Origin of the sequence: Amycolatopsis sp. NPDC024027, from assembly GCF_040638975.1 — a bacterium.
Lineage (GTDB): Bacteria > Actinomycetota > Actinomycetes > Mycobacteriales > Pseudonocardiaceae > Amycolatopsis.
In genome coordinates, this window is record NZ_JBEZYY010000009.1 from 30946 (window position 1) to 49335 (window position 18390).

Genomic DNA, 18390 nt, shown 5'->3' on the forward strand with positions numbered 1-18390 from the left:
GCCCGGTCTCCCGGGCCCCTTTCAGCGCGTCGCGCGGTGGATGACGTCGACGACGGCTTCCGGGGCCGCCGAGGCGATCGCGTGCGGCGAGTCCACCTCGGTGATCGACGCGTGGGCGCGCCGGGCCTCGAACCGTTCCGCGGCCGGGGGAATCGCCTGGTCGCGGGTCGCGACCAGGACATACTTCCGGATCCTCGCCGGTGCGGTGGCGGTGGTCTTCTCGTCGAAGGCCGCCGCCAGGATCGGGCGTTGGCCCGCCGCCGCGACGGCCGTGTCGAGAGCCGGGAGACCCGCGGCGAACAGCGAGGGGTAGCTCGCCGCGTTCACGAACAGCTCCGGGCCCACGGCGTGCGTCGTCGACGGGCCGATGAGCGACCCCGGGAACTGCGCGTTCAGCTGCCCGGCCGTCTCACCCGCTTCCGGGAGGAACGCCGCCGCGTAGACCAGCGCCCGCACGTCGGCCGTCCGGCCCGCCAGCTCGCTGATCAGCAGGCCGCCGTACGAATGCCCGACCAGGATCTTCGGTCCCTTGACCGCGTCGAGCACCCCTTGCAGCGAAGCGACGTCCGCGGCGACCCCGCGCAGCGGAACCGCGGGCGCGATGACCGGGTAGTGCTCGGCCAGCAGCCGCCGGGTGACCGGCGCCCACGCGGACGCGTCCTCGAACGCGCCGTGCACCAGTACGACCGTCGGTTTCACGGGCGCGGGCACGCCGGCGGCGCCGGGGGAGGCGGCGGTGACGACGCCCGCCCCGGCGACCGCCACTGCCGCCAGCGCCGTGATGGCCCGCTTCATCAGGCGACCGTCGCGTCGAGGGTGACCTCGATGTTGCCGCGCGTGGCCTTCGAGTACGGGCAGACCTGGTGCGCGCCCCGGACGAGCTCGTCGGCCGTGGCCTGGTCGATGCCCGTCGCCTCCAGGTGCAGCACGGCGCTGAGCCCGAACTCGCCGGCCTCGGTGTCGTGGTGCAGGGTCACCTCGGCGACCACGGCGAGGTCGTTCAGCGGCACCTTCTTCGCGCCCGCGACCCGGCGCACGGCTCCGACGAAGCAGGACGCCCAGCCCGCCGCGAACAGCTGCTCCGGGTTGGTGCCGTCGCCGGCGCCGCCGAAGGCCTTGGGCACGGCGAGGGTGACGTCGAGCGCGCCGTCGTCGGAGGTCGCGCGGCCGCCGTTGCGGCCCTCCGCGGTGGAGGTGGCGACGGCGGTGTAGGTCACTTCGGACATGGGTTTCCTTTCAGCGGGTGACTTCACCACGCTAGGAATCCCGGCGGGCCCGCGGCGACCGTCGTCCGACGTCAGCCGTGTACGTCACCGCAGCCGGCCGTCCTCGAGCCGCAGCCACCGGTCGATCCCGATCTCGGCGAGGAAGCGTTCGTCGTGGCTGACGACGACGAACGCGCCGCGGAACGCCGTCAGCGCGCTGACCAGCTGCCCGGTACCGACCAGGTCCAGGTTGTTCGTCGGCTCGTCCAGCAACAGCAGCTGGGGCGCCGGTTCGGCGAACAGGACGCAGGCGAGCGTGGCGCGCAGCCGTTCCCCGCCGGAGAGCACCCCGGCCGGCAGGTGCACCCGGGAGCCGCGGAACAGGAAGCGGGCCAGCAGGTTCATCCGCTGTGGGGCGGGCAGCGCCGGCGCGGCCGTCGCCAGGTTCTCGGCGACGCTGCGGTCGTCGTCCAGCAGGTCCAGGCGCTGGGACAGGAAGGCGATCCGGCCGTCGGCGCGGGTGAGGGTGCCGCCGTCGGGCTCGAGGTGGCCTTGCACCAGCCGGAGCAGCGTCGACTTCCCGGCACCGTTGGGGCCGGTGAGCGCGATCCGCTCGGGACCGCGGATCGCCAGGTCGGCGCCGTCGCCGAAGAGGCCCCGCACCCGCAGGCCCTCGCCGAGGAAGAGCGTCCGGCCCGCCGGGACCTCCGTCTGCGGCAGCTGCAGGCTGAGCTTCTGCTCGGGCCGCCGTTCGCGTTCCGCCTGGTCCAGCTTGGCTTTCGCGGCGCCGACGCGGGCGGCGTGCGTGCCGTCCGCCTTGGCCGCCGACTCCTGCGCGGTGCGCTTCATCGTGCCGGCGAAGATCTTGGGCAGCCCGGCGTTGCCGAGGTTGCGCGACGCGGTGCTCGCGCGGCGGGCGGCGCGCTCGCGGGCCTGCTGCATTTCCCGCTTCTCGCGCTTGACCTCCTGTTCGGCACTGCGAACGTGCTTCTCGGCGACTTCGCGAGCGGCCCGGACGGCTTCTTCGTAGGCGGTGAAGTTGCCGCCGTGGAACCGGATTTCGCCGCCGTGGAGCTCGGCGATCCGGTCCATCCGGTCGAGCAGCGCCCGGTCGTGGCTGACCACGAGCAGGCAGCCGGACCAGTCGTCGAGCACGGCGTAGAGCTTGCGGCGCGCTTCGGCGTCCAGGTTGTTGGTGGGCTCGTCGAGCAGCAGGACGTCCGGGCGCTTCAGCAGTTGCGCGGCGAGGCCCAGGGAAACGATCTGGCCGCCGCTGAGGGTGCTCAGCGTGCGGTCGAGGCCGATACCGGCGAGGCCGAGCCGGTCGAGCTGGGCGCGGGTGCGTTCTTCGACGTCCCAGTCGGTGCCGATGGTGGTGAAGTGCTCCTCGCCGACGTCCCCGGATTCGACGGCGGCGAGCGCGCGCAGAACCGGGGTGACACCGAGGATTTCGGCGACCGACGGCTCGCCGCTCAGCGGCAGGTCCTGCGGGAGGTAGCCGAGCGTGCCGTCGGTGGTGACACTGCCGGTGGTGGGCTTCAGGGCACCGGCGACGAGCTTCAGCAGCGTCGTCTTGCCGGACCCGTTCGGGGCGACGAGACCGGTGCGGCCGCTCGCGAAGGTGGCGGAGAGGTGGTCGAAGACGGGGGTGTCGTCCGGCCAGGAAAAGGACAGGCCGGACAGCACGATTTCGGACATGGCGAAGACCTCGAGGGGTGAGCGGAAATGGGGACGTCGACGGCGGCCCGCACCGGCACTGCCGGGGGCCTGCACACTCCGGAGCTACCCGGAGATGTCGACGTCACCTGCCACGACTGGTCTCCTCCGTGTGGATCTTCCCTTCGAAGATAGCAGGGTTGTCCGCCCGGACCCCGGGTAACCGGCCCGGATGCGCATCGTGGTGACCGGAGCGACCGGCAACATCGGGACCGGGGTCGTGCGCGCGTTGGGCGCGGACCCGCAGGTCGAGACCATCGTCAAGCTCGCCCGGCGGCCGGCCGAGGGGGTCGTCACGGCGGACGTCGAACGCGACGACCTCGTGCCGTTCTTGCGCGGCGCCGACGCGGTCGTGCACCTGGCGTGGCTGTTCCAGCCCACCCGGCGTCCCGAACGGACCTGGCGCGCGAACGTCCTCGGCTCGATGCGGGTGTTCGAGGCGGCGGCCACGGCGGGCGTCCCCAAGCTCGTCTACACGTCGTCGATCGGGGCCTACTCGCCGCGGCAGGACGACGAGCCGGTGACCGAGGACTGGCCGACGCACGGCTGGCCCGGGGCCGCCTACACGCGGGAAAAGGCTTATCTGGAGCGGTACCTCGACGCGTTCGAGGGCCGGCACCCGAAGCTCGACGTCGTCCGGATGCGGCCGGGGTTCGTCTTCCAGCGCAGTGCCGCGACGGAGCAGCGCCGCCTGTTCGCCGGGCCGTTCGTGCCGGGCTCGCTGGTGCGGCCGGGCCTGATCCCGGTGGTGCCGGACGTCCGCGGGTTGCGGTTCCAGATCGTGCACACGGACGATCTCGCCGACGCCGTCCGCCGCGCGGTGACGCGCCCGGTGCGCGGGGCGTTCAACATCGCGACCGGCCCGGTCGTGGACCCGCGGTTCGCGGCGGACCTGCTGGGCGCGCGCACGATCGGTGTCCCGGCGGCCGTGGTCCGCGCGGCGGTGGACGCGGCCTGGCGCCTGCACGCGATCCCGGCGTCACCGGGCTTGTTCGACGCGGTCATGCGGCTGCCGGTCATGGACACGAGCCGCGCGGAGTCCGAATTGGACTGGCGGCCGGGCCGGGACGCGGCGGCCACGCTGAAGGAGTTCCTCGCGGGACTGCGGGAAGGCGCCGGCGCGGACACGGCACCGCTGGCCCCGGACCGGCACCGGCTGCACGAGATTTCGACGGGAACGGGGCGCCGGCCCTGAAGTTCAGTGGCCCTGCTTCTCCGGCTCGGGGTACTGGCCACGGGCCCGGTCGGCGGCCGTCGTCGCGATGCCCGCGGCGGTCATCGCCAGGCCGAGGCCGAGGTGCAGCCAGTCGTCGGCGTTGTCGAGCGGGAGGAAGTTGGCCGGGCTGTGGCGGTCCATCGCGAGGCCGAACACCCACAGCAGCACGTAGATCCCGCCGCCGATCATCAGGAAGGCCCGCGAACTCCCGTTGGCGCGCGCGGCCAGCACGCCGAGCACGCCGAACAGCAGGTGGACCAGGTTGTGCAGCACCGAAACGGTGAACACGCCGAACAGCTGGGCGCCGGACTCGTGCCCGGCGAACTTCAGCGCGTCGTAGTCCGCGGTGATGCCCGGGACGAACCCCAGGACGCCGACGAGCAGGAACGCGATCCCGAACAGGAGGGCGGCGCCCCGGGCGGTGCTCCGCCGAGTTTCGACTTCCGTCATGGCGCCGGGCTACCCGGCGCCGGACCGGACAAACGGCTCGTCTCGGCTACGCGAGTTCGGCCGAGACGACCGAGGGCAGCTCGCGCAGCCGGTCGAGCAGGGGGCCGGTCTCGTCGGCCGACAGCAGGACGGCGCAGACCATGCTGCTCTCGCGGACACCGTCCTTGATGTCGACGGACAGTTCGTGCACCGGCCGGCCTTCGAGGGCACCGACCAGCGCGGAGATCTCGTCGGCCCCGCCGACGAAGTAGGTGGCGATCCGGCGGCGCAGCAGCATGGCCGAGCGGGGTGCGGGAACGGCGAAGGAGGTGGACATGGCGGATCTCCCTTGTGGAGGGCGGAATGAGATCGGGGCCAGGTCCCGGAAAAGGGCGATCGCCGACGCAGCGCACCGGCGACCTGGGTTCAGCCGGCGCGCCGGGTTACGAGTCGCGAGGACAGCGTGAGGCGCAGCACGGCGACAGGCTAACACGACCCCGGAACGCTGCGCACGGCTCGGTGGCCGGGTGGGGGTGCGCCGTTGGGCCGGGCTGGCGGGGGCGAGGCGTTGTGGCCGGTCGGCTCGGGCAGCGGGGCGGCGCCGGCGCTGCAGTGGTTGCAGTGAATGACTCATTCCTGGCATCCGGCGCCAGGAATGAGTCATTCACTGCATCTGTGGCCGGCCGCCCCTCAACTCGCTCGGATGATCCCCAGACCGAGCGGCGTGATCTCGTGGATCTGCGACTTCCCGGACCGGTTGCTGCTGATCAGCCCGCTGGCCCGCAGCACCGACGCGTGCTGGCTCGCCGTGGCCGGGGAGATGCCCGTCAGGTCGGCCAGCTCGCTCGTGTTGCACCTCGTCGTCGCGATCGTCACCAGGACCTTGGCCCTCGTTTGGCCCAGCAGCGCCGCCAGGGAGGGGCCCGGCTCCGCGTCGCTGTCGAACCTCGGGTGGCTGATCGAATAGACCAGCGCCGGGGGGAGGAGGGGGTCCTTGTACGTCGTCGGCATGCCGTGGGCGAAGAACGCCGGGATCAGCCTCAACCCGCGGCCGTCGAGGTGGAGCTCCTGGTCGATCGGGAAGCGCACCCGCAGCACCGGCGGGGACCACGTCACCTCCGGGTGCAACGTCGAAAGCAGCAGCTGCGGCCCGCCGCGGTCCAGGTTGGCCTGCAGCCGGTGGCGGTCGCGGGCGACCGCGCGGCGCACCGTCGCCCAGTCCGGCGCGACGCACTGGCGGTAGTAGTCGTGCAGGGCCGCGCCCAGCCGGCGCAGCTCGTGCGGCTCGCCGTCGCCGATGCGGCGCAGCCACGCCGGGACGTGGGTGCCTTGTGCCGCCAGCTCGCCGACGTCGGCGGCCAGCACCGGTGCGGGTGTCTCGAGCACCGCCGAGATCCCGTCGCCGATCGTGCGGGCGCCGGCCGGGGTGAGGAAGTCCGGGCAGTAGCCGTACGGCGGGACGGCGGACATCAGCAGCCGGCCGGACTGCGGGACCGCGGAGCGTGATCCCCGCCGCCAGCGGCCGAAGAACGGCTCACCCTCCGGCCGCCGGATGCGGTAACTGCTCATCAGCAGCTCCCACATCGGGTCGGCGTCCTCGGCGAGGGTCACCTTCGCCAAGTCCGCTTCGGTGAAGTGAATTTTCAACATCGACGCCGGCACCCCTTTCCCGGCCGAGGGTAACGGGCACCGCCAGGGCATCCGACAGGGGTCACGCGGCCGCCGGAAATTCACGTACCCGTCCCGAATTCCGTACGGTCCGGCGAGAAGTCTTCACCCTCCGCAAGGGTAAAAAGCCGCGCCGTGGCAGTTCACGCTGTGTGATTGGTGCGTACGGGGGAAACAACCGGCATTCCTTGACAACACCGCGGTCGTCGCGGTTACGTCGTCGGCTGAATTCCGTGGAAAAGGAACCGGAAATCGTTCTCGGGCCACCGGTACGAATCGAGCCACGCCACCGATGAAAGAAGATGAACCCTCGTCCCGCCGTTCCGTCGCCTCCTGGAATCCCGGTAGCTGGCGGTTGCGCACCAAGATCTCCGTAGTCCTGTTGCTGCCCGTCCTGGTCGCCCTCCTGCTGGCGGGTGGCCGGGTGCAGGCCGAACTCGCCCGGGCGGGCGGCCTCAGCGCGGTCCGCGACCAAATGCCGGTCGTGCAAGGGATTTCCGAACTCGCCGGGCTGGTCGACGACGAGATGATCCAGGACGGCGCGGCCGCCCAGACCGCGGCGGTCGACGAGAAAGCCGCCGCCGTCCGGCACGACGCCGCCTTTTCCCAGCTCAGCCCGGACCTGTCGCGGTCATTGGAAGATCAGCTGGGTAAATTGGCCGACCTGCGGCAGCAGACCGGTTCGCCGGCCGCGAAAACCGCCGCTTACCACGACTTCACGGTCGCGCTCAGCGAACTGATCGCCGGGATCGTCGAGCAGGCCGGGAATGGTGATCTCGGCGCTTTGGCCGCCACCGCCGAATCGTTGGTGCAGCTGAGGACCAGTCTCGCCGATCAACAGGCGCTGGCCGGCCGGTCGGAAGGCACTTCCTCGGCCGCCGCCGAGCGCGCCGCGGCCGAGGAAAACGTACTCACCGGACAGATCCGGCGCGCGCTGCCCGCCGGCGCCGCGGCCGCCCGGTTCGCCGCGGCGACCAGTGCCGGTGCGGGGGCCGCCGAGGCGAAGCGCACGGTGCTCGGCACCATCCTCGCCGAGCAGGTGAAAACGCTTTCGGACGCGGTCGGCGCGCAGACCAACACCGCGCGGTCCGACGCGCTGCGCGACGCCGCGCTGGTGATCGCCTCGCTCCTCGGCGCCCTCGCCATCGCCCTCGCCGTGGCCCGGTCGGTGGTCGCCCCGATCCGGCGGCTGCACGCCGCCGCGCTCGACACCGCGCAACGCCGCCTGCCCGGCACCATCGAACGCATCCGCGAAGGCGAGGAGGTCGACTGGCGGCGGACCGCGCCGATCCCGGTCGACTCCGATGAGGAGATCGGGCAGCTCGCCCGGGCCTTCGACGACATGCACCGGCAGGCGGTCCGCCTGGCCGTCGGCGAGCAGGCCGAGATGCGGATCCAGGTCAGCGAAATGTTCATGACGCTGTCCCGGCGCAGCCAGTCGCTGGTGGAGCTGCAGCTTTCGGTGATCGAGGACCTCGAAGCCGACGAACAGGACCCGCAGCGGCTGGCCGAGCTGTTCCAGATCGACCACATCGCCACCCGGCTGCGGCGCAACGGCGAGAACCTGCAGGTCCTCGCGGGCGGCAAGCCGGTGCGCCGCGACGTCGGGCCGGTCGCGACGGTCGAGCTGCTGCGGGCCGCGACGTCGGAGGTCAAGGACTACCAGCGCGTCTCGCTCGGCAACGCGCCGCGCGGATCAGTGCAGTCCGAGGCCGCGGCGGACGTCGTGCACATCCTCGCCGAGCTGCTGGAGAACGCCATCCGGTCGTCCCCGCCGGAGGAGCAGGTCGTGCTCACCGCCGACCGCGGCTTCGACGGCGGCCTGCTGATCGAGGTCGTCGACGTCGGGCTCGGGATGACCCGCGAAGACCTCGAAGCGGCGAACGCCCGGCTGGCCGCCGGGGCCGCGGTCAGCCCGGAGACCACCCGCCGGATGGGCCTGTTCGTGGTGAGCAGGCTGGCCGCGTCGCACGGGATCACCGTCCGGCTGCGGCCCACGACCACGCGGACCGCGAGCGCCGGCATCACCGCCAGCGTGCACGTCCCGGGCGTGCTGATCCTGGTCGACCTGCCGCCCCGGGCCGTCCCGCCCACGCTCGCCCCGGCGGTCAACGGTTCGGTCAACGGGGCGGTCAACGGCACCTCCCGGCACGAGCTCGAACCGCGGTGGCCCGCCGAAGAACCGCCGCCGGTGGCCGTGGCGGACCCGCCGACGCCGATCTTCGACCAGATGCTGTCGCACTGGTTCGCCGAAGCCCCGGCGACGCCGGCCCGGCCCGGCACCTGGGCGACACCGGCCGACCAGGTCCGCCAGGCCGCGGAAGCCGCGGTCGGCACCCTCGACGACAGCGAGTTCACCGACTCGGGGCTGCCGGCCCGGACACCCGGTGCGCAGCTCGCGCCGGGCTCGGTGACCCCGCGCGCGCCGCAGCCACCGGACCCGGCCTTCCGCGACCCGGCCGCGGTGCGGAACAACCTTTCCCGGCACTACAGCGGCATGCGCGCGGCCCGGCACCGGGTCGCGGGCGAGCCCGAGGCGGAGCAGCGATGAGCACCCGGCAGGAAGGAGCGGAAGTGGCCGAGAGGTCCCGGAACTGGCTGGTGTCGGCGTTCACCCAGGAGGTGCCCGGCGTCGCGCACGCCGCGCTGGTCTCGGCGGACGGCCTGCTCGTGGCGGCGGACGAAGCCCTGCCGCGCGACCGCGCCGACCAGCTCTCGGCGATCGCGTCCGGCCTCTCCAGCCTCGCGCTCGGCACCGCCGACCTGTTCACCGCGGGGCGGGTGGTGCAGTCGGTGATCGAGATGGAGCAGGGCTTCCTGCTGCTGATGAACGTCGGCGACGGCTCGAACCTGGTGGTGCTGGCCAACCCGGGTTGCGACATCGGGCTGGTGGGCTACGAGATGACATTGCTGGTGGACCGGGTCGGGAAGGTGGTCGAGACCCCGGCTCGGCCCGCGGCCGCGCCGGGAGCGGCCCGGTGACCGAAGGCCGGCGACGCGAGGGTGGGCGGCACGCGGCGTCGCTGGCCCGCCCCTACGCGTGGACCGCCGGTCGCACCCGGCCGACGGTCGACCTGGCGGTGGAAGCCCTCGTGGAGACGACGGCGGAGGGCCGCGTGGCGCCCTTCAGCCCGACCAACCCGCTGGCCGTGGTGACGCAGCTGTGCCTGCAGCAGCGGTCGGTGGCGGAGGTCGCCGCCCACCTGGGCGTGCCGCTCGGCGTGGCCAGGGTGCTCATCGGCGATCTGCTCATCGCCGGCCAGGTGTCGATCCGCGACACGCTCACCGCGGACGCCTCCTGGGACGAACGGAACGACCTGCTCGAAAGGGTCCTCAGTGGACTACGTGCGCTCTGACAGTGTTACGCAAAGCGGTGTTTCCCCTCGCGGTGCATCCCGAAGCAGCCGGATCACCTCGGCGAAGATCGTCGTGGCCGGCGGGTTCGGGGCCGGCAAGACGACGTTCGTCGGTGCCGTCTCGGAAATCGCCCCGCTGCGGACCGAAGCCCTCATGACGACCGCGTCCGTCGGGGTGGACCGGGCCGAAGCGGTGCCGGGGAAGTTCGCCACCACGGTCGCGATGGACTTCGGCCGGCTCACCCTGGCCGACGACCTGGTGCTCTACGTCTTCGGCACGCCCGGCCAGCACCGGTTCTGGTTCATGTGGGACGACCTCGTCTGCGGTGCGGTGGCGGCGATCGTCCTGGTGGACACGCGCCGGCTGGCGGACTGCTTCGCCTCGATCGACTTCTTCGAGTCGCGCGGCCTGCCGTTCCTGGTCGCCATCAACCAGTTCCAGGACACCCGCCAGCACGGGCCCGAACAGGTGCGCGAGGCCCTCAAGATCCCGGCCGCGGTGGAGGTCGTCACCTGCGACGCGCGCTCGCCGGAGTCGACGAAGAAGACCCTCATCGCCGCGGCCGAGCACGCGCTCGCCGAGCACCACGCCCCCAGATCACGGAAAGCTTGAAGGAGCCCGGAAAATGCCCATGGACCACGAAGACTTCGCGATGGGCAACTGGCTCGTCGTGCTCGCGTACCTCACCTCGGTGGTGGGCTGCGCCCTCGGCCTGGCCTGCACGCTGCAGGCGCGCTCGACCGACAGCCCGCGCACCCGGCTGATCTGGCTGGTGCTCGCGGCGGTGTCCATCGGCGGGGTCGGCATCTGGGTCATGCACTTCATCGCGATGCTCGGCTTTTCCACACCCGGCATGCCGGTGCGGTACGACATCCTCCGCACGGCGCTGTCGGCGATCCTGTCGGTGGTGGCGGTGTTCTGCGGGCTGCTGGTGTTCGGCGTCCGCAACCGGTTCGCGTGGAAGCGGCTGCTGCTCGGCGGGCTGCTGACCGGGCTCGCGGTGGCCGTCATGCACTACACCGGGATGTGGGCGGTGCAGGTCAAGGGCGTGATCGGCTACGACCCGACGCTGGTGGTGCTCTCGGTGATCATCGCCGTGGTCGCGGCCACGGCGGCGCTGTGGTTCACGGTCGGGCTGGACAAGCTCCTGCCCCGGCTGGCGGCGGGCCTGGTGATGGGCGCGGCGGTCACCGGCATGCACTACACCGGCATGGCGGCGGTGCGCCTGCACCTGGACCCGGGTGCGCCCGACCCGTCCGGCACGGAGGTGTTCTCGTTCCTGTTCCCGGTGTTCGTCCTGGCGGCGCTGGCGATGGCGGTCCCGATCTGCGCCGTCCTGATGGCGACGTCGAGTTCGGAGGCGCCGCGGCACACCACGCTCGTCCCGTGACCGCGGGGGCAGCCGGTGACGCAGTGAATGACTCATTCCTGACCTCCCAGGTAAGGAATGAGTCATTCACTGCGTCCGGGGGCGGCGGTGGGCACCGGGAACCGATCGGCGTTGAAGTGGACCAGGATCGCCGTCGCCGTGGCGCAGACGACGTCGCCCGCTCTGAGTTCGCCCGCCGCGTGGAGCTTGCGGCCGTCGCGGCGGACGAGGCGTCCTACGGCGGTGAGCGGCACGGCGTACGGCGTCCCGCGGTGGTAGTCGACGGTCAGGGACGCCGTCATGCCCGGGAAGCCGGCCGCGGCGGTGGCGCGGCCCAGCACGTGGTCCAGCACGGCGGCGACCCAGCCGCCGTGCACGCGTCCGGGCGGCCCTTCGTGCGCGGCGCCGAGGAGGACGTCGGCGCACACCGACTCCGGTCCCACCCGCACCCACGACAGCGGTGGCGCCAGCGGGTTCCCCGGCCCTTCCAGGGGGTTGTTGATGCTCAGGTGACCCCCGCCGTCGAGGGCGGTGAGCAGCAGCGGCTGCGCGCCGCCGGCCGCGCGCAGCGCCTCGGTGACGGCTTCGATCCGGCGGGCCGCGGCGGCGAGATCGGCTTCGTCGTCGCGCACCCGGACGGAGGCCTCGATCAGCTCGCGGATCCGGGAGCCGAGCAGCGCCCGCCCGGGCGGTACGCCGTCGACGATCGGAAACGGGTTTTCGGACATCGCGCTCCCCGGGCCCGGAACTAGAACACGTTTCACTCTAGCAGGGGGAAACCGCCGGCTGACGAGATCGGCACGGCGCCTCCGGCCACCGTCAGAGCTTCCCGCCCGCCACCGGTGGCATGTCCGGGGCGTCCGCGGGCTCCGTGGCCGCTTCGCGGAACAGGTGGTTCTCGACCTCGAACAGGTTGCCGCCGGCCCGCTCGACGACGGTGAGCAGCGTGGCCATCTCCGCCACCTCCTCCACCTGTTCCTTCAGGAACCAGTGCACGAACTGCTCGCCGAGGTAGTCCTCCTCCAGCCGCGCGGCCTTCGCCATCGCCTCGATGTCGGCGGTGACCGCGCGTTCCTGGGTCACCGCGAGCTCGATCGCTTCGTGCACGCTCGAGAAGTCGTTCCGCACTTCGTCGCTGCCCGGGATGGCGACCGGCTCGTCGCGGTCGAGCAGGTAGCGCACCATCGCCAGCGCGTGGTTGCGCTCCTCGATCGACTGCCGGTAGAAGCGCTTGGCCAGCCGAGGCAGGTCGCGGGCGTCGAACCAGACGGCCAGGGCGATGTACTGCTGGGCGGCGGTGAACTCGTGGCGGATCTGCGTCTGCAGCAGTTCGGCGAACTTCCGGGTTTTGGCCATGTCCGACAACCTACGACGGATCCGGGGCGCGCAGCTACGATCGGCCGGTGCCTCCCGCGCCCGGCCTGCCCGACCTGTCCGGCACGATCGCCTGCGTCACCGGCGCTTCCGGGGTGATCGGCCGCGGGATCGCGCTCCGGTTCGCCGAGGCGGGCGCGGCCGTGGCGGTGCACCACCGCCGTCCCGGGGCGGCCGGCGACGTCGTCGCGGCGATCGAAGCCGCCGGTGGGCGGGCCCGCGCCTTCGCCGCCGAACTCACCGAAGACCACGCCCTGCTCGACGCCGTCGCGGAGTGGGGCGGCCGGCTCGACGCGCTGGTGAACAACGCCGGCGTCCAGCCGGTCGAAGCGCTCGACGGGCTGACGGTCCAGCGCTGGCGGGTCATGCTGGAGGCCACCTTGACCAGCGCGTTCTCCTGCACCCAGGCCGCGGCCCGGCTGATGGGCGACGGCGGGAGCGTCACGCACATCGCGTCGATCGAGGCCCGGCAGCCGGCGCCCGGCCACGTCCACTACAGCGCGGCCAAGGCGGCGCTGGTCATGCACGCCCGCGGCGCGGCGCTGGAGTACGGGCCGCGCGGGATCCGCGTCAACACGGTGTCGCCCGGGCTGATCGCGCGGCCGGGGCTGGCCGGGGACTGGCCGGAGGGTGTCGATCGGTGGCACCGCGCGGCACCGCTGGGCCGGCTGGGCACGCCCGCCGACGTCGGCAACGCGTGCGTGTTCCTGGCCTCCCCGCTGGCGTCCTGGATCACCGGCCACGACCTCGTCGTCGACGGCGGCGTCACCACGCACCCGAACTGGTGATCCGGCCGGTATTGCGCTGCGTAGCCAACCGGTTGTCATCCGGTGCCGTGCGGGTTTAAGCTGTCGCCGACAATCGAATGTTATCGCTAACAGCAAAGCGAAAGTTTCGAGAATTCGCTGATTTTTCGGATCCGATGGCGAAACTTTCGGTCGCCACCCTTCGTTGCCACGCACGACATCGCCGCCTACTCGACCAACAGCGACATTTCGCACGCAGGCGGCTGGATCGCGCCGAATAAATTGTTGAGGAGGAGGGACGATGAAAAGATTCCTGGCCGCCGCGGCGGCCCTGGCGATCGCGTTCACCGGCCTGACCGGTGTCGCGAACGCGGAATCGAACGGCGGCGTGCGGATCATGCCGCTGGGCGACTCGATCACCTACGGCACCGGCGTGCCGGGCGGGTACCGGATCGGCCTGTGGCAGCGCCTGGCCGCGGGCCGCTACACCAACGACTTCGTCGGTTCGCAGTTCAACGGGCCCGCCAGCCTGTGGGACCACGACCACGAAGGGCACCCCGGCTGGCGCATCGACCAGATCGACGCGAACGTCACCGGCTGGATGCGGACGTACAACCCGCGCTCGGTGCTGCTGCACATCGGCACCAACGACGTGCTGCAGAACTACAACGTCGCCGGCGCACCCGGCCGGCTGTCCACGCTGATCGACCACATCACCGCCGCCGCGCCGAACGCCGACGTCTTCGTCGCGCAGCTCATCCCGATCGGGTGGGCGAGCGGGGACGCCGCCGTGCGGACGTTCAACAACGCGCTGCCCGGGATCGTGCAGGGCAAGGTGAACGCCGGCAAGCGCGTGCACCTGGTGAACATGCACAGCGCGGTGGCCACCGCCGAGCTCCCCGACGGCGTCCACCCGAACGCCGCCGGCTACGACAAGATGGCGGCCGTCTGGTACACCGCCCTGCGGTCGGTGCCGGGCAGCATCGGCAACCCGCGTGCCGCCGCGGCCACCGGGGAACTCGCCGCGGCGACCGCCGGTTCGTCGGCCCGGAAAACGAGCTGAAGCGGGACAAGCATTCCTAGTGCGGCGTGAGGGAGATCCAAGATGAAACGCATGCTCGGTGTCCTCCTGGCACTGGTGGTCATGGTCACCGGCCTGGCCTCGCCCGCCCAGGCGGCGGCACTGACCAGGGTGACGAACTTCGGCACCAACCCGACGAACCTGAACATGTACGTCTACGTCCCCGACCGGGTGGCGGCCAAGCCCGCCATGCTGGTGCTGGTGCACTACTGCGGCGGCTCGGCGAGCTCGATCTTCGGCTGGAACGGCAAGGACTACGTCACCGCGGCCGACCGGTACGGGTACGTCATCGTGCTGCCGGAGGCGACCCGGAGCGAAAAGTGCTTCGACGTCTCGACGCCGAACGCGTTGCGGCGGGGCGGCGGCGGGGACTCGACCGGGATCATGTCGATGGTCGCCTACGCCAAGTCCCGCTACAACGTCGATCCGGCGCGGGTCGTCGTCAGCGGGTTCTCGTCCGGGGCGATGATGACGAACGTGCTGGCCGCCCAGTACCCCGACGTGTTCTCGGCCGCTTCGGCGTTCTCCGGCGTTCCCGCCGGGTGCTTCGCCACCACGAACGGCTCGCTGTGGAACAGCACCTGCTCGGGCGGGAAGTCGATCAAGTCCGCGCAGCAGTGGGGCGATCTGGCCCGGTCGATGTACCCGGGCTACACCGGCCGCTACCCGCGGATGCAGCTGTGGCACGGCACCACCGACACGACGCTGTCGTACCCGAACTTCGGTGAAGAGATCAAGCAGTGGACCAACCTGAACGGGTTGAGCCAGACACCGGCGTTCACCGACCACCCGCAGTCGTCGTGGACGCGCACCCGGTACGGCACCACGAGTACCCAGGCCACGGTGGAGGGGGTCAGCGTCGCCGGCGTCGGGCACCAGCTGCCGTTGACCGGCCAGCTGGCGTACGCGATTTCGTTCCTCGGCCTCGACCACTGAAAGACCGGCGGAGACACGGCGGAAGCGGCACCCCCAGTGCCGCTTCCGCCGTGCCCTTTCACCGGCAGAACGAGATTTCGGGGTAACCCGGCTGGTCGAGCACCGGCCGTGACTCTCCCCGCAGGTGCTGGTCGAAGAACGCGTTGACGTACGTCCGCGTGATCTCCTGCGCCCGCACCGCCGCGTTCGGGCCGATGGGGACGCCGAACTCCTCGGCCAGCAACCCGACGTCGGTGAAGGACGCGTGCTGCGTGCCCGCCACCTCGACCCACCGCTTCCACCCGGTCATCTGCGCGTAGTCCCGTTCCCACGGCACGTTCCCCGGCGCGCACTTCGGCACCTGCTCGTGGTTGACGAACATGAACGGCCTCGACAGTCCCGGTGCGGTGAGCGGGAGCTCGGTCGTCCCGTCGATGTCGATGCCGGCCTTGATCCGGCTGTCGGCGACCATCGCGGGGATGGTGCTGGCGCCGCCCATCGAGTGCCCGGCCATGCCGATCCGGGAACTGTCGATCAGCGAAGCCCACTTCGAGTGCGTCAGCGAATCCAGCACGTAGGACACGTCCTTCGCGCGGCCCAGCTCCAGCTTCTGCCAGAACTCGCTCTGGTGCGGGACTTCGCAGGACGCACACCCGGCGAAGTGCCCGTCCGGGAAGCTCTGGCCGGCGTTCTCGTAGGTGTGGCCGACCACCGCGACGGCGTACCCGTGGCTCGCCAGGTCTTCGGCCAGCGCGCTGAGCGTGGCGCGAGGCTTCGTGTAGCCCGGTGACAGCACGATCAGCGGCAGCCCGCGCCCGGCGGGCCGGGCGTCGGCCACCGAGTTGGTCACCATCTTCGTGAGCAGGTCCGAGGGCACATCGAGGCCGCTGCCCTGCAGCAGCGCCGCCGACTCCTCCGCCGTCAGGTACTGCGTCTTGGGCCCCTTGGCCGAAGCGGCCGGGTAGAAGAGCGAGACCATCAGCTCCCGGTAGGGGACGGACGGCACCCACGGGTCGGGGCGTGAAGTGTCTTTCAGGTACACCGCTGTGCTGCCCACCGGCCGGTCCCCGGTCGGGGCGGGCAGGTACGGCGTCGACGTCCGGGCGAAGGCGACTTCCGGATACCGCGGGGACGGCTGGTCCAGCAACGGCTGCGGCTTGCCGCGCAGGTGCTGGTCGAAGAACGCCCGGACGTACGCCGCGGTGATGGCCTGGCCGCGCACGGCCGGGGTGGTCGCGCCGAAGTCGATGCCCAGCTGCTCGCCGACCAGGCCGATGTCGGTGAACGACGGGTGCTGCAGCCCGGCCGCGGTGAGCCAGCGCTTCCAGCCCTTCAGCTGTGCCCAGTCCCGTTGCCAGGACGCGGCTTCGTCGCCGGTGCCGGGGGTGTAGGTGTTCGCCCGGCCCAGGAACAGGAACGGCCGGTCGAGGCCGGGGGCGAGCAGCGGGTCGTCCGTGGTGCCGTCGACGTCGATCCCGGCCTTGATCCGGGGATCGGTCACCATGGTGTCGATCGTGCTCGCCCCGCCGACGGAGTGCCCGGCCATGCCGATCCGGGAGCTGTCGAGCAGCGGCGCCCACTGCGAGTGCGTCAGCGAGTCCAGGACGAACGACACGTCCTTCGCGCGGCCGCGCTGCAGCTTCTGCCAGAACTCGATGCTGTAGCTGCCGCAGGCCGCACAGCCGGTGACCCGGCCGTCCGGGAAGGTGGTGGCCACGTTCTCGTAGGTGTGGTCGACCAGGACCACCAGGTAGCCGTGGCTCGCCAGGTCTTCGGACAGCGACGTCAGCTCGGCGCGGGGCCGCTTGAAGCCGGGCGACAGGACGACGGCCGGTAGGCCGCGCCCGGCGGGGCGGGCGTCGACGACCGCGTCGGTGCGCACCGTGGTCAGCACGGACGGCGGGATGCCGGTGATGCCGGCTTCGTCGAAGACGGCCTTCGCCTCGGCCTCGGACATGAACTGCTTTTTCGGCCCGCTGGCCGGCGCTGCCGGGTAGAAGAGGGAAACCATCAGCTCGCGGTAGGGCACCGACGGCACCCACGGGTCGGGCCGCGAAGTGTCCTTGAGGTGCAGGGCGGTCGTGCCGACGGGCCGGTCACCGGTCGGTTTCGCCAGCGTGAGCGCCGGGTCCGCCGACGCGGACGGCGACGCCAACGCGAAGGTGAGTGCGGTAATGACCATGATGCTCTTGATTCTCATCCGATGAAGGTCACTTCCGGGTAAGCGGGCGAGGGCGCGGCCAGCAGCGGCTGCGGGCGGCAGCGCAGGTGCTGGTCGAAGAAAGCGCTTACGTAGGTCCGCGTGATCGCCAGCGCGCGGTAGGGGTCGATCGCGTCGCCGAGGTCGACGCCCAGCTGGTCGGCGAGCACGCCGAGGTCGGTGAACGAGTTGTGCACCGTGCCGGACACCATGAGCCAGCGCTTCCACCCGGTCAGGTGGGTCCAGTCGGTTTCCCAGTCGTCGTACGGACCCGGCACGCCCGGCGTGTAGTCGTCCATGCTGCCCACGAACATGAAGGGCCGGGAGAGCCCGGACGCCGGGATGGGGACGTGGACGCTGCCGTCCAGGTCGGCTCCGGCCCGGATGCGCGCGTCGGCCAGCATCGCCTGGGTGGTGATCGCTCCGCCCGCGGAGTGGCCGGTCATGCCGATCCGCTGCGGGTCGATCAGCGCGCCCCACTTCGAAGACAGCAGGGAATCGAGCACGAACGACGTGTCCTTCGACCGGACCTGCGCGAACTTCTCCCAGAACCCGGGCTGGTCGTCGACCTCACAGGCGGCGCAGCCGGTGACGTGCCCGTCGGGGAAGGTCGTCGCGCGGTTCTCGTAGGTGTGGTCGATCGCCGCCACGGCGTACCCGCGGCTGGCCAGCTCTTCGGCCAGCGCGGTGAGCGTTGCCCTGGGCTGGGTCCAGCCCGGGGACAGCACGACCAGCGGCAGGCTGTGCCACCGCCCGGCCGGCTTCGCGTCGACGACGGCGTTCGTCCGGACCGTGCTGAAGACGTCCAGCGGCAGGCCCGGGATGTTCTGCCGCTCGAGGTTGCGTTCCGACTCGAGCGGGGTCATGTACTGCTTCTTCGGCCCGTTCGCCGAGGTCGCCGGGTAGAAGACGGAGACCATCAGCTCCCGGTAGGGCACCGACGGCACCCACGGGTCAGGCCGCGAAGTGTCCTTCAAGGACAGTGAAGTGACGCCGACGGGCTGGTGGCCGGTCGGGCGGGGCAGGTAAGGCGTCGTGGCCGCCGAAGCGGGCGACGCGGTCAGCGTGAGTGTGAGTGCGGTGGCTACCGCGAGCGTGCGCATGATTCCCCCAG

At 71.6% G+C, this 18390-nt stretch carries 19 protein-coding genes; 9 read left to right on the forward strand and 10 right to left on the reverse strand.

The window, feature by feature from the left end:
• Nucleotides 1-21: 21 nt before the first annotated feature.
• The 3 genes from AB0F52_RS22470 to AB0F52_RS22480 all read right to left on the reverse strand — a co-directional run bounded on the left by AB0F52_RS22470 (nt 22) and on the right by AB0F52_RS22480 (nt 2903).
• The gene (locus tag AB0F52_RS22470) at nt 22-795 is read right to left on the reverse strand and encodes an alpha/beta hydrolase (protein WP_360174100.1); all 774 of its coding nucleotides are present in this window, start codon (nt 793-795) and stop codon (nt 22-24) included.
• Nucleotides 795-1226: an organic hydroperoxide resistance protein gene (locus tag AB0F52_RS22475; protein WP_360174102.1), complete on the reverse strand. Its 432-nt coding sequence runs from the start codon at nt 1224-1226 to the stop codon at nt 795-797. The genes AB0F52_RS22470 and AB0F52_RS22475 overlap by 1 nt, the downstream gene beginning before the upstream one ends.
• 84 nt (nt 1227-1310) lie before the next feature.
• Entirely contained in the window at nt 1311-2903 is a 1593-nt protein-coding gene (locus tag AB0F52_RS22480) for an ABC-F family ATP-binding cassette domain-containing protein (RefSeq protein WP_360174105.1), read from the reverse strand.
• A 190-nt stretch (nt 2904-3093) separates the two neighbouring features.
• Here AB0F52_RS22480 and AB0F52_RS22485 point away from each other — a divergent pair, with 190 nt between their 5' ends.
• Nucleotides 3094-4116 carry an NAD-dependent epimerase/dehydratase family protein gene (locus AB0F52_RS22485; protein WP_360174108.1) on the forward strand — a complete coding sequence of 341 codons (1023 nt, stop codon included), beginning with the start codon at nt 3094-3096 and terminating at the stop codon, nt 4114-4116.
• Nucleotides 4117-4119: 3 nt separating this feature from the next.
• On the opposite strand, the gene AB0F52_RS22490 is transcribed toward AB0F52_RS22485, so the two are convergent.
• From AB0F52_RS22490 to AB0F52_RS22500, 3 genes are all read right to left on the reverse strand, one after another.
• Nucleotides 4120-4587, reverse strand: coding sequence for a DUF4383 domain-containing protein (locus tag AB0F52_RS22490; RefSeq protein WP_360174112.1), 468 nt, complete (start codon nt 4585-4587; stop codon nt 4120-4122).
• 46 nt (nt 4588-4633) lie between these two features.
• Complete coding sequence (locus tag AB0F52_RS22495) at nt 4634-4903, reverse strand: hypothetical protein (protein ID WP_360174115.1); 270 nt, start codon at nt 4901-4903, stop codon at nt 4634-4636.
• 353 nt (nt 4904-5256) lie between these two features.
• Entirely contained in the window at nt 5257-6216 is a 960-nt protein-coding gene (locus AB0F52_RS22500; protein ID WP_360174118.1) for a winged helix-turn-helix domain-containing protein, read from the reverse strand.
• A gap of 373 nt (nt 6217-6589) precedes the next feature.
• Here AB0F52_RS22500 and AB0F52_RS22505 point away from each other — a divergent pair, with 373 nt between their 5' ends.
• The 5 genes from AB0F52_RS22505 (at nt 6590) to AB0F52_RS22525 (ending at nt 10981) form a co-directional block, all read left to right on the forward strand.
• Nucleotides 6590-8785 carry an ATP-binding protein gene (locus AB0F52_RS22505; RefSeq protein ID WP_360174121.1) on the forward strand — a complete coding sequence of 732 codons (2196 nt, stop codon included), beginning with the start codon at nt 6590-6592 and terminating at the stop codon, nt 8783-8785.
• Nucleotides 8782-9216, forward strand: a complete 435-nt coding sequence (locus AB0F52_RS22510; RefSeq protein WP_014467633.1) for a roadblock/LC7 domain-containing protein — start codon at nt 8782-8784, stop codon at nt 9214-9216. Before AB0F52_RS22505 ends, AB0F52_RS22510 begins: the two co-directional genes overlap by 4 nt.
• Nucleotides 9213-9590: a DUF742 domain-containing protein gene (locus tag AB0F52_RS22515; protein WP_103341167.1), complete on the forward strand. Its 378-nt coding sequence runs from the start codon at nt 9213-9215 to the stop codon at nt 9588-9590. The genes AB0F52_RS22510 and AB0F52_RS22515 overlap by 4 nt, the downstream gene beginning before the upstream one ends.
• 73 nt (nt 9591-9663) lie before the next feature.
• Nucleotides 9664-10203, forward strand: a complete 540-nt coding sequence (locus AB0F52_RS22520) for an ATP/GTP-binding protein (RefSeq protein ID WP_360174126.1) — start codon at nt 9664-9666, stop codon at nt 10201-10203.
• A gap of 19 nt (nt 10204-10222) precedes the next feature.
• Entirely contained in the window at nt 10223-10981 is a 759-nt protein-coding gene (locus AB0F52_RS22525) for an MHYT domain-containing protein (protein ID WP_360175020.1), read from the forward strand.
• Between the two features lie 62 nt (nt 10982-11043).
• Here AB0F52_RS22525 and AB0F52_RS22530 read toward each other — a convergent pair whose 3' ends face one another.
• Together AB0F52_RS22530 and AB0F52_RS22535 are read right to left on the reverse strand one after the other, a co-directional pair.
• Nucleotides 11044-11688, reverse strand: coding sequence for a PaaI family thioesterase (locus AB0F52_RS22530; RefSeq protein WP_360174129.1), 645 nt, complete (start codon nt 11686-11688; stop codon nt 11044-11046).
• Nucleotides 11689-11779: 91 nt separating this feature from the next.
• Complete coding sequence (locus AB0F52_RS22535; protein ID WP_360174132.1) at nt 11780-12316, reverse strand: ferritin; 537 nt, start codon at nt 12314-12316, stop codon at nt 11780-11782.
• A gap of 47 nt (nt 12317-12363) precedes the next feature.
• Between AB0F52_RS22535 and AB0F52_RS22540 the strand changes: the two genes are divergently transcribed.
• The 3 genes from AB0F52_RS22540 (at nt 12364) to AB0F52_RS22550 (ending at nt 15097) form a co-directional block, all read left to right on the forward strand.
• Complete coding sequence (locus AB0F52_RS22540; RefSeq protein WP_360174135.1) at nt 12364-13122, forward strand: SDR family oxidoreductase; 759 nt, start codon at nt 12364-12366, stop codon at nt 13120-13122.
• A gap of 259 nt (nt 13123-13381) precedes the next feature.
• On the forward strand, nt 13382-14143 hold the full coding sequence (locus AB0F52_RS22545) for an SGNH/GDSL hydrolase family protein (RefSeq protein ID WP_360174139.1): 762 nt from the start codon (nt 13382-13384) through the stop codon (nt 14141-14143).
• 42 nt (nt 14144-14185) lie between these two features.
• Nucleotides 14186-15097: a PHB depolymerase family esterase gene (locus AB0F52_RS22550; RefSeq protein ID WP_360174142.1), complete on the forward strand. Its 912-nt coding sequence runs from the start codon at nt 14186-14188 to the stop codon at nt 15095-15097.
• A gap of 58 nt (nt 15098-15155) precedes the next feature.
• Here the strand turns inward: AB0F52_RS22550 and AB0F52_RS22555 are convergent, their stop codons facing one another.
• Both AB0F52_RS22555 and AB0F52_RS22560 read right to left on the reverse strand, forming a co-directional pair.
• The gene (locus tag AB0F52_RS22555; RefSeq protein WP_360174145.1) at nt 15156-17276 is read right to left on the reverse strand and encodes an esterase; all 2121 of its coding nucleotides are present in this window, start codon (nt 17274-17276) and stop codon (nt 15156-15158) included.
• Complete coding sequence (locus AB0F52_RS22560; protein WP_360174148.1) at nt 17273-18379, reverse strand: alpha/beta hydrolase; 1107 nt, start codon at nt 18377-18379, stop codon at nt 17273-17275. The genes AB0F52_RS22555 and AB0F52_RS22560 overlap by 4 nt, the downstream gene beginning before the upstream one ends.
• Nucleotides 18380-18390 lie beyond the last annotated feature (11 nt).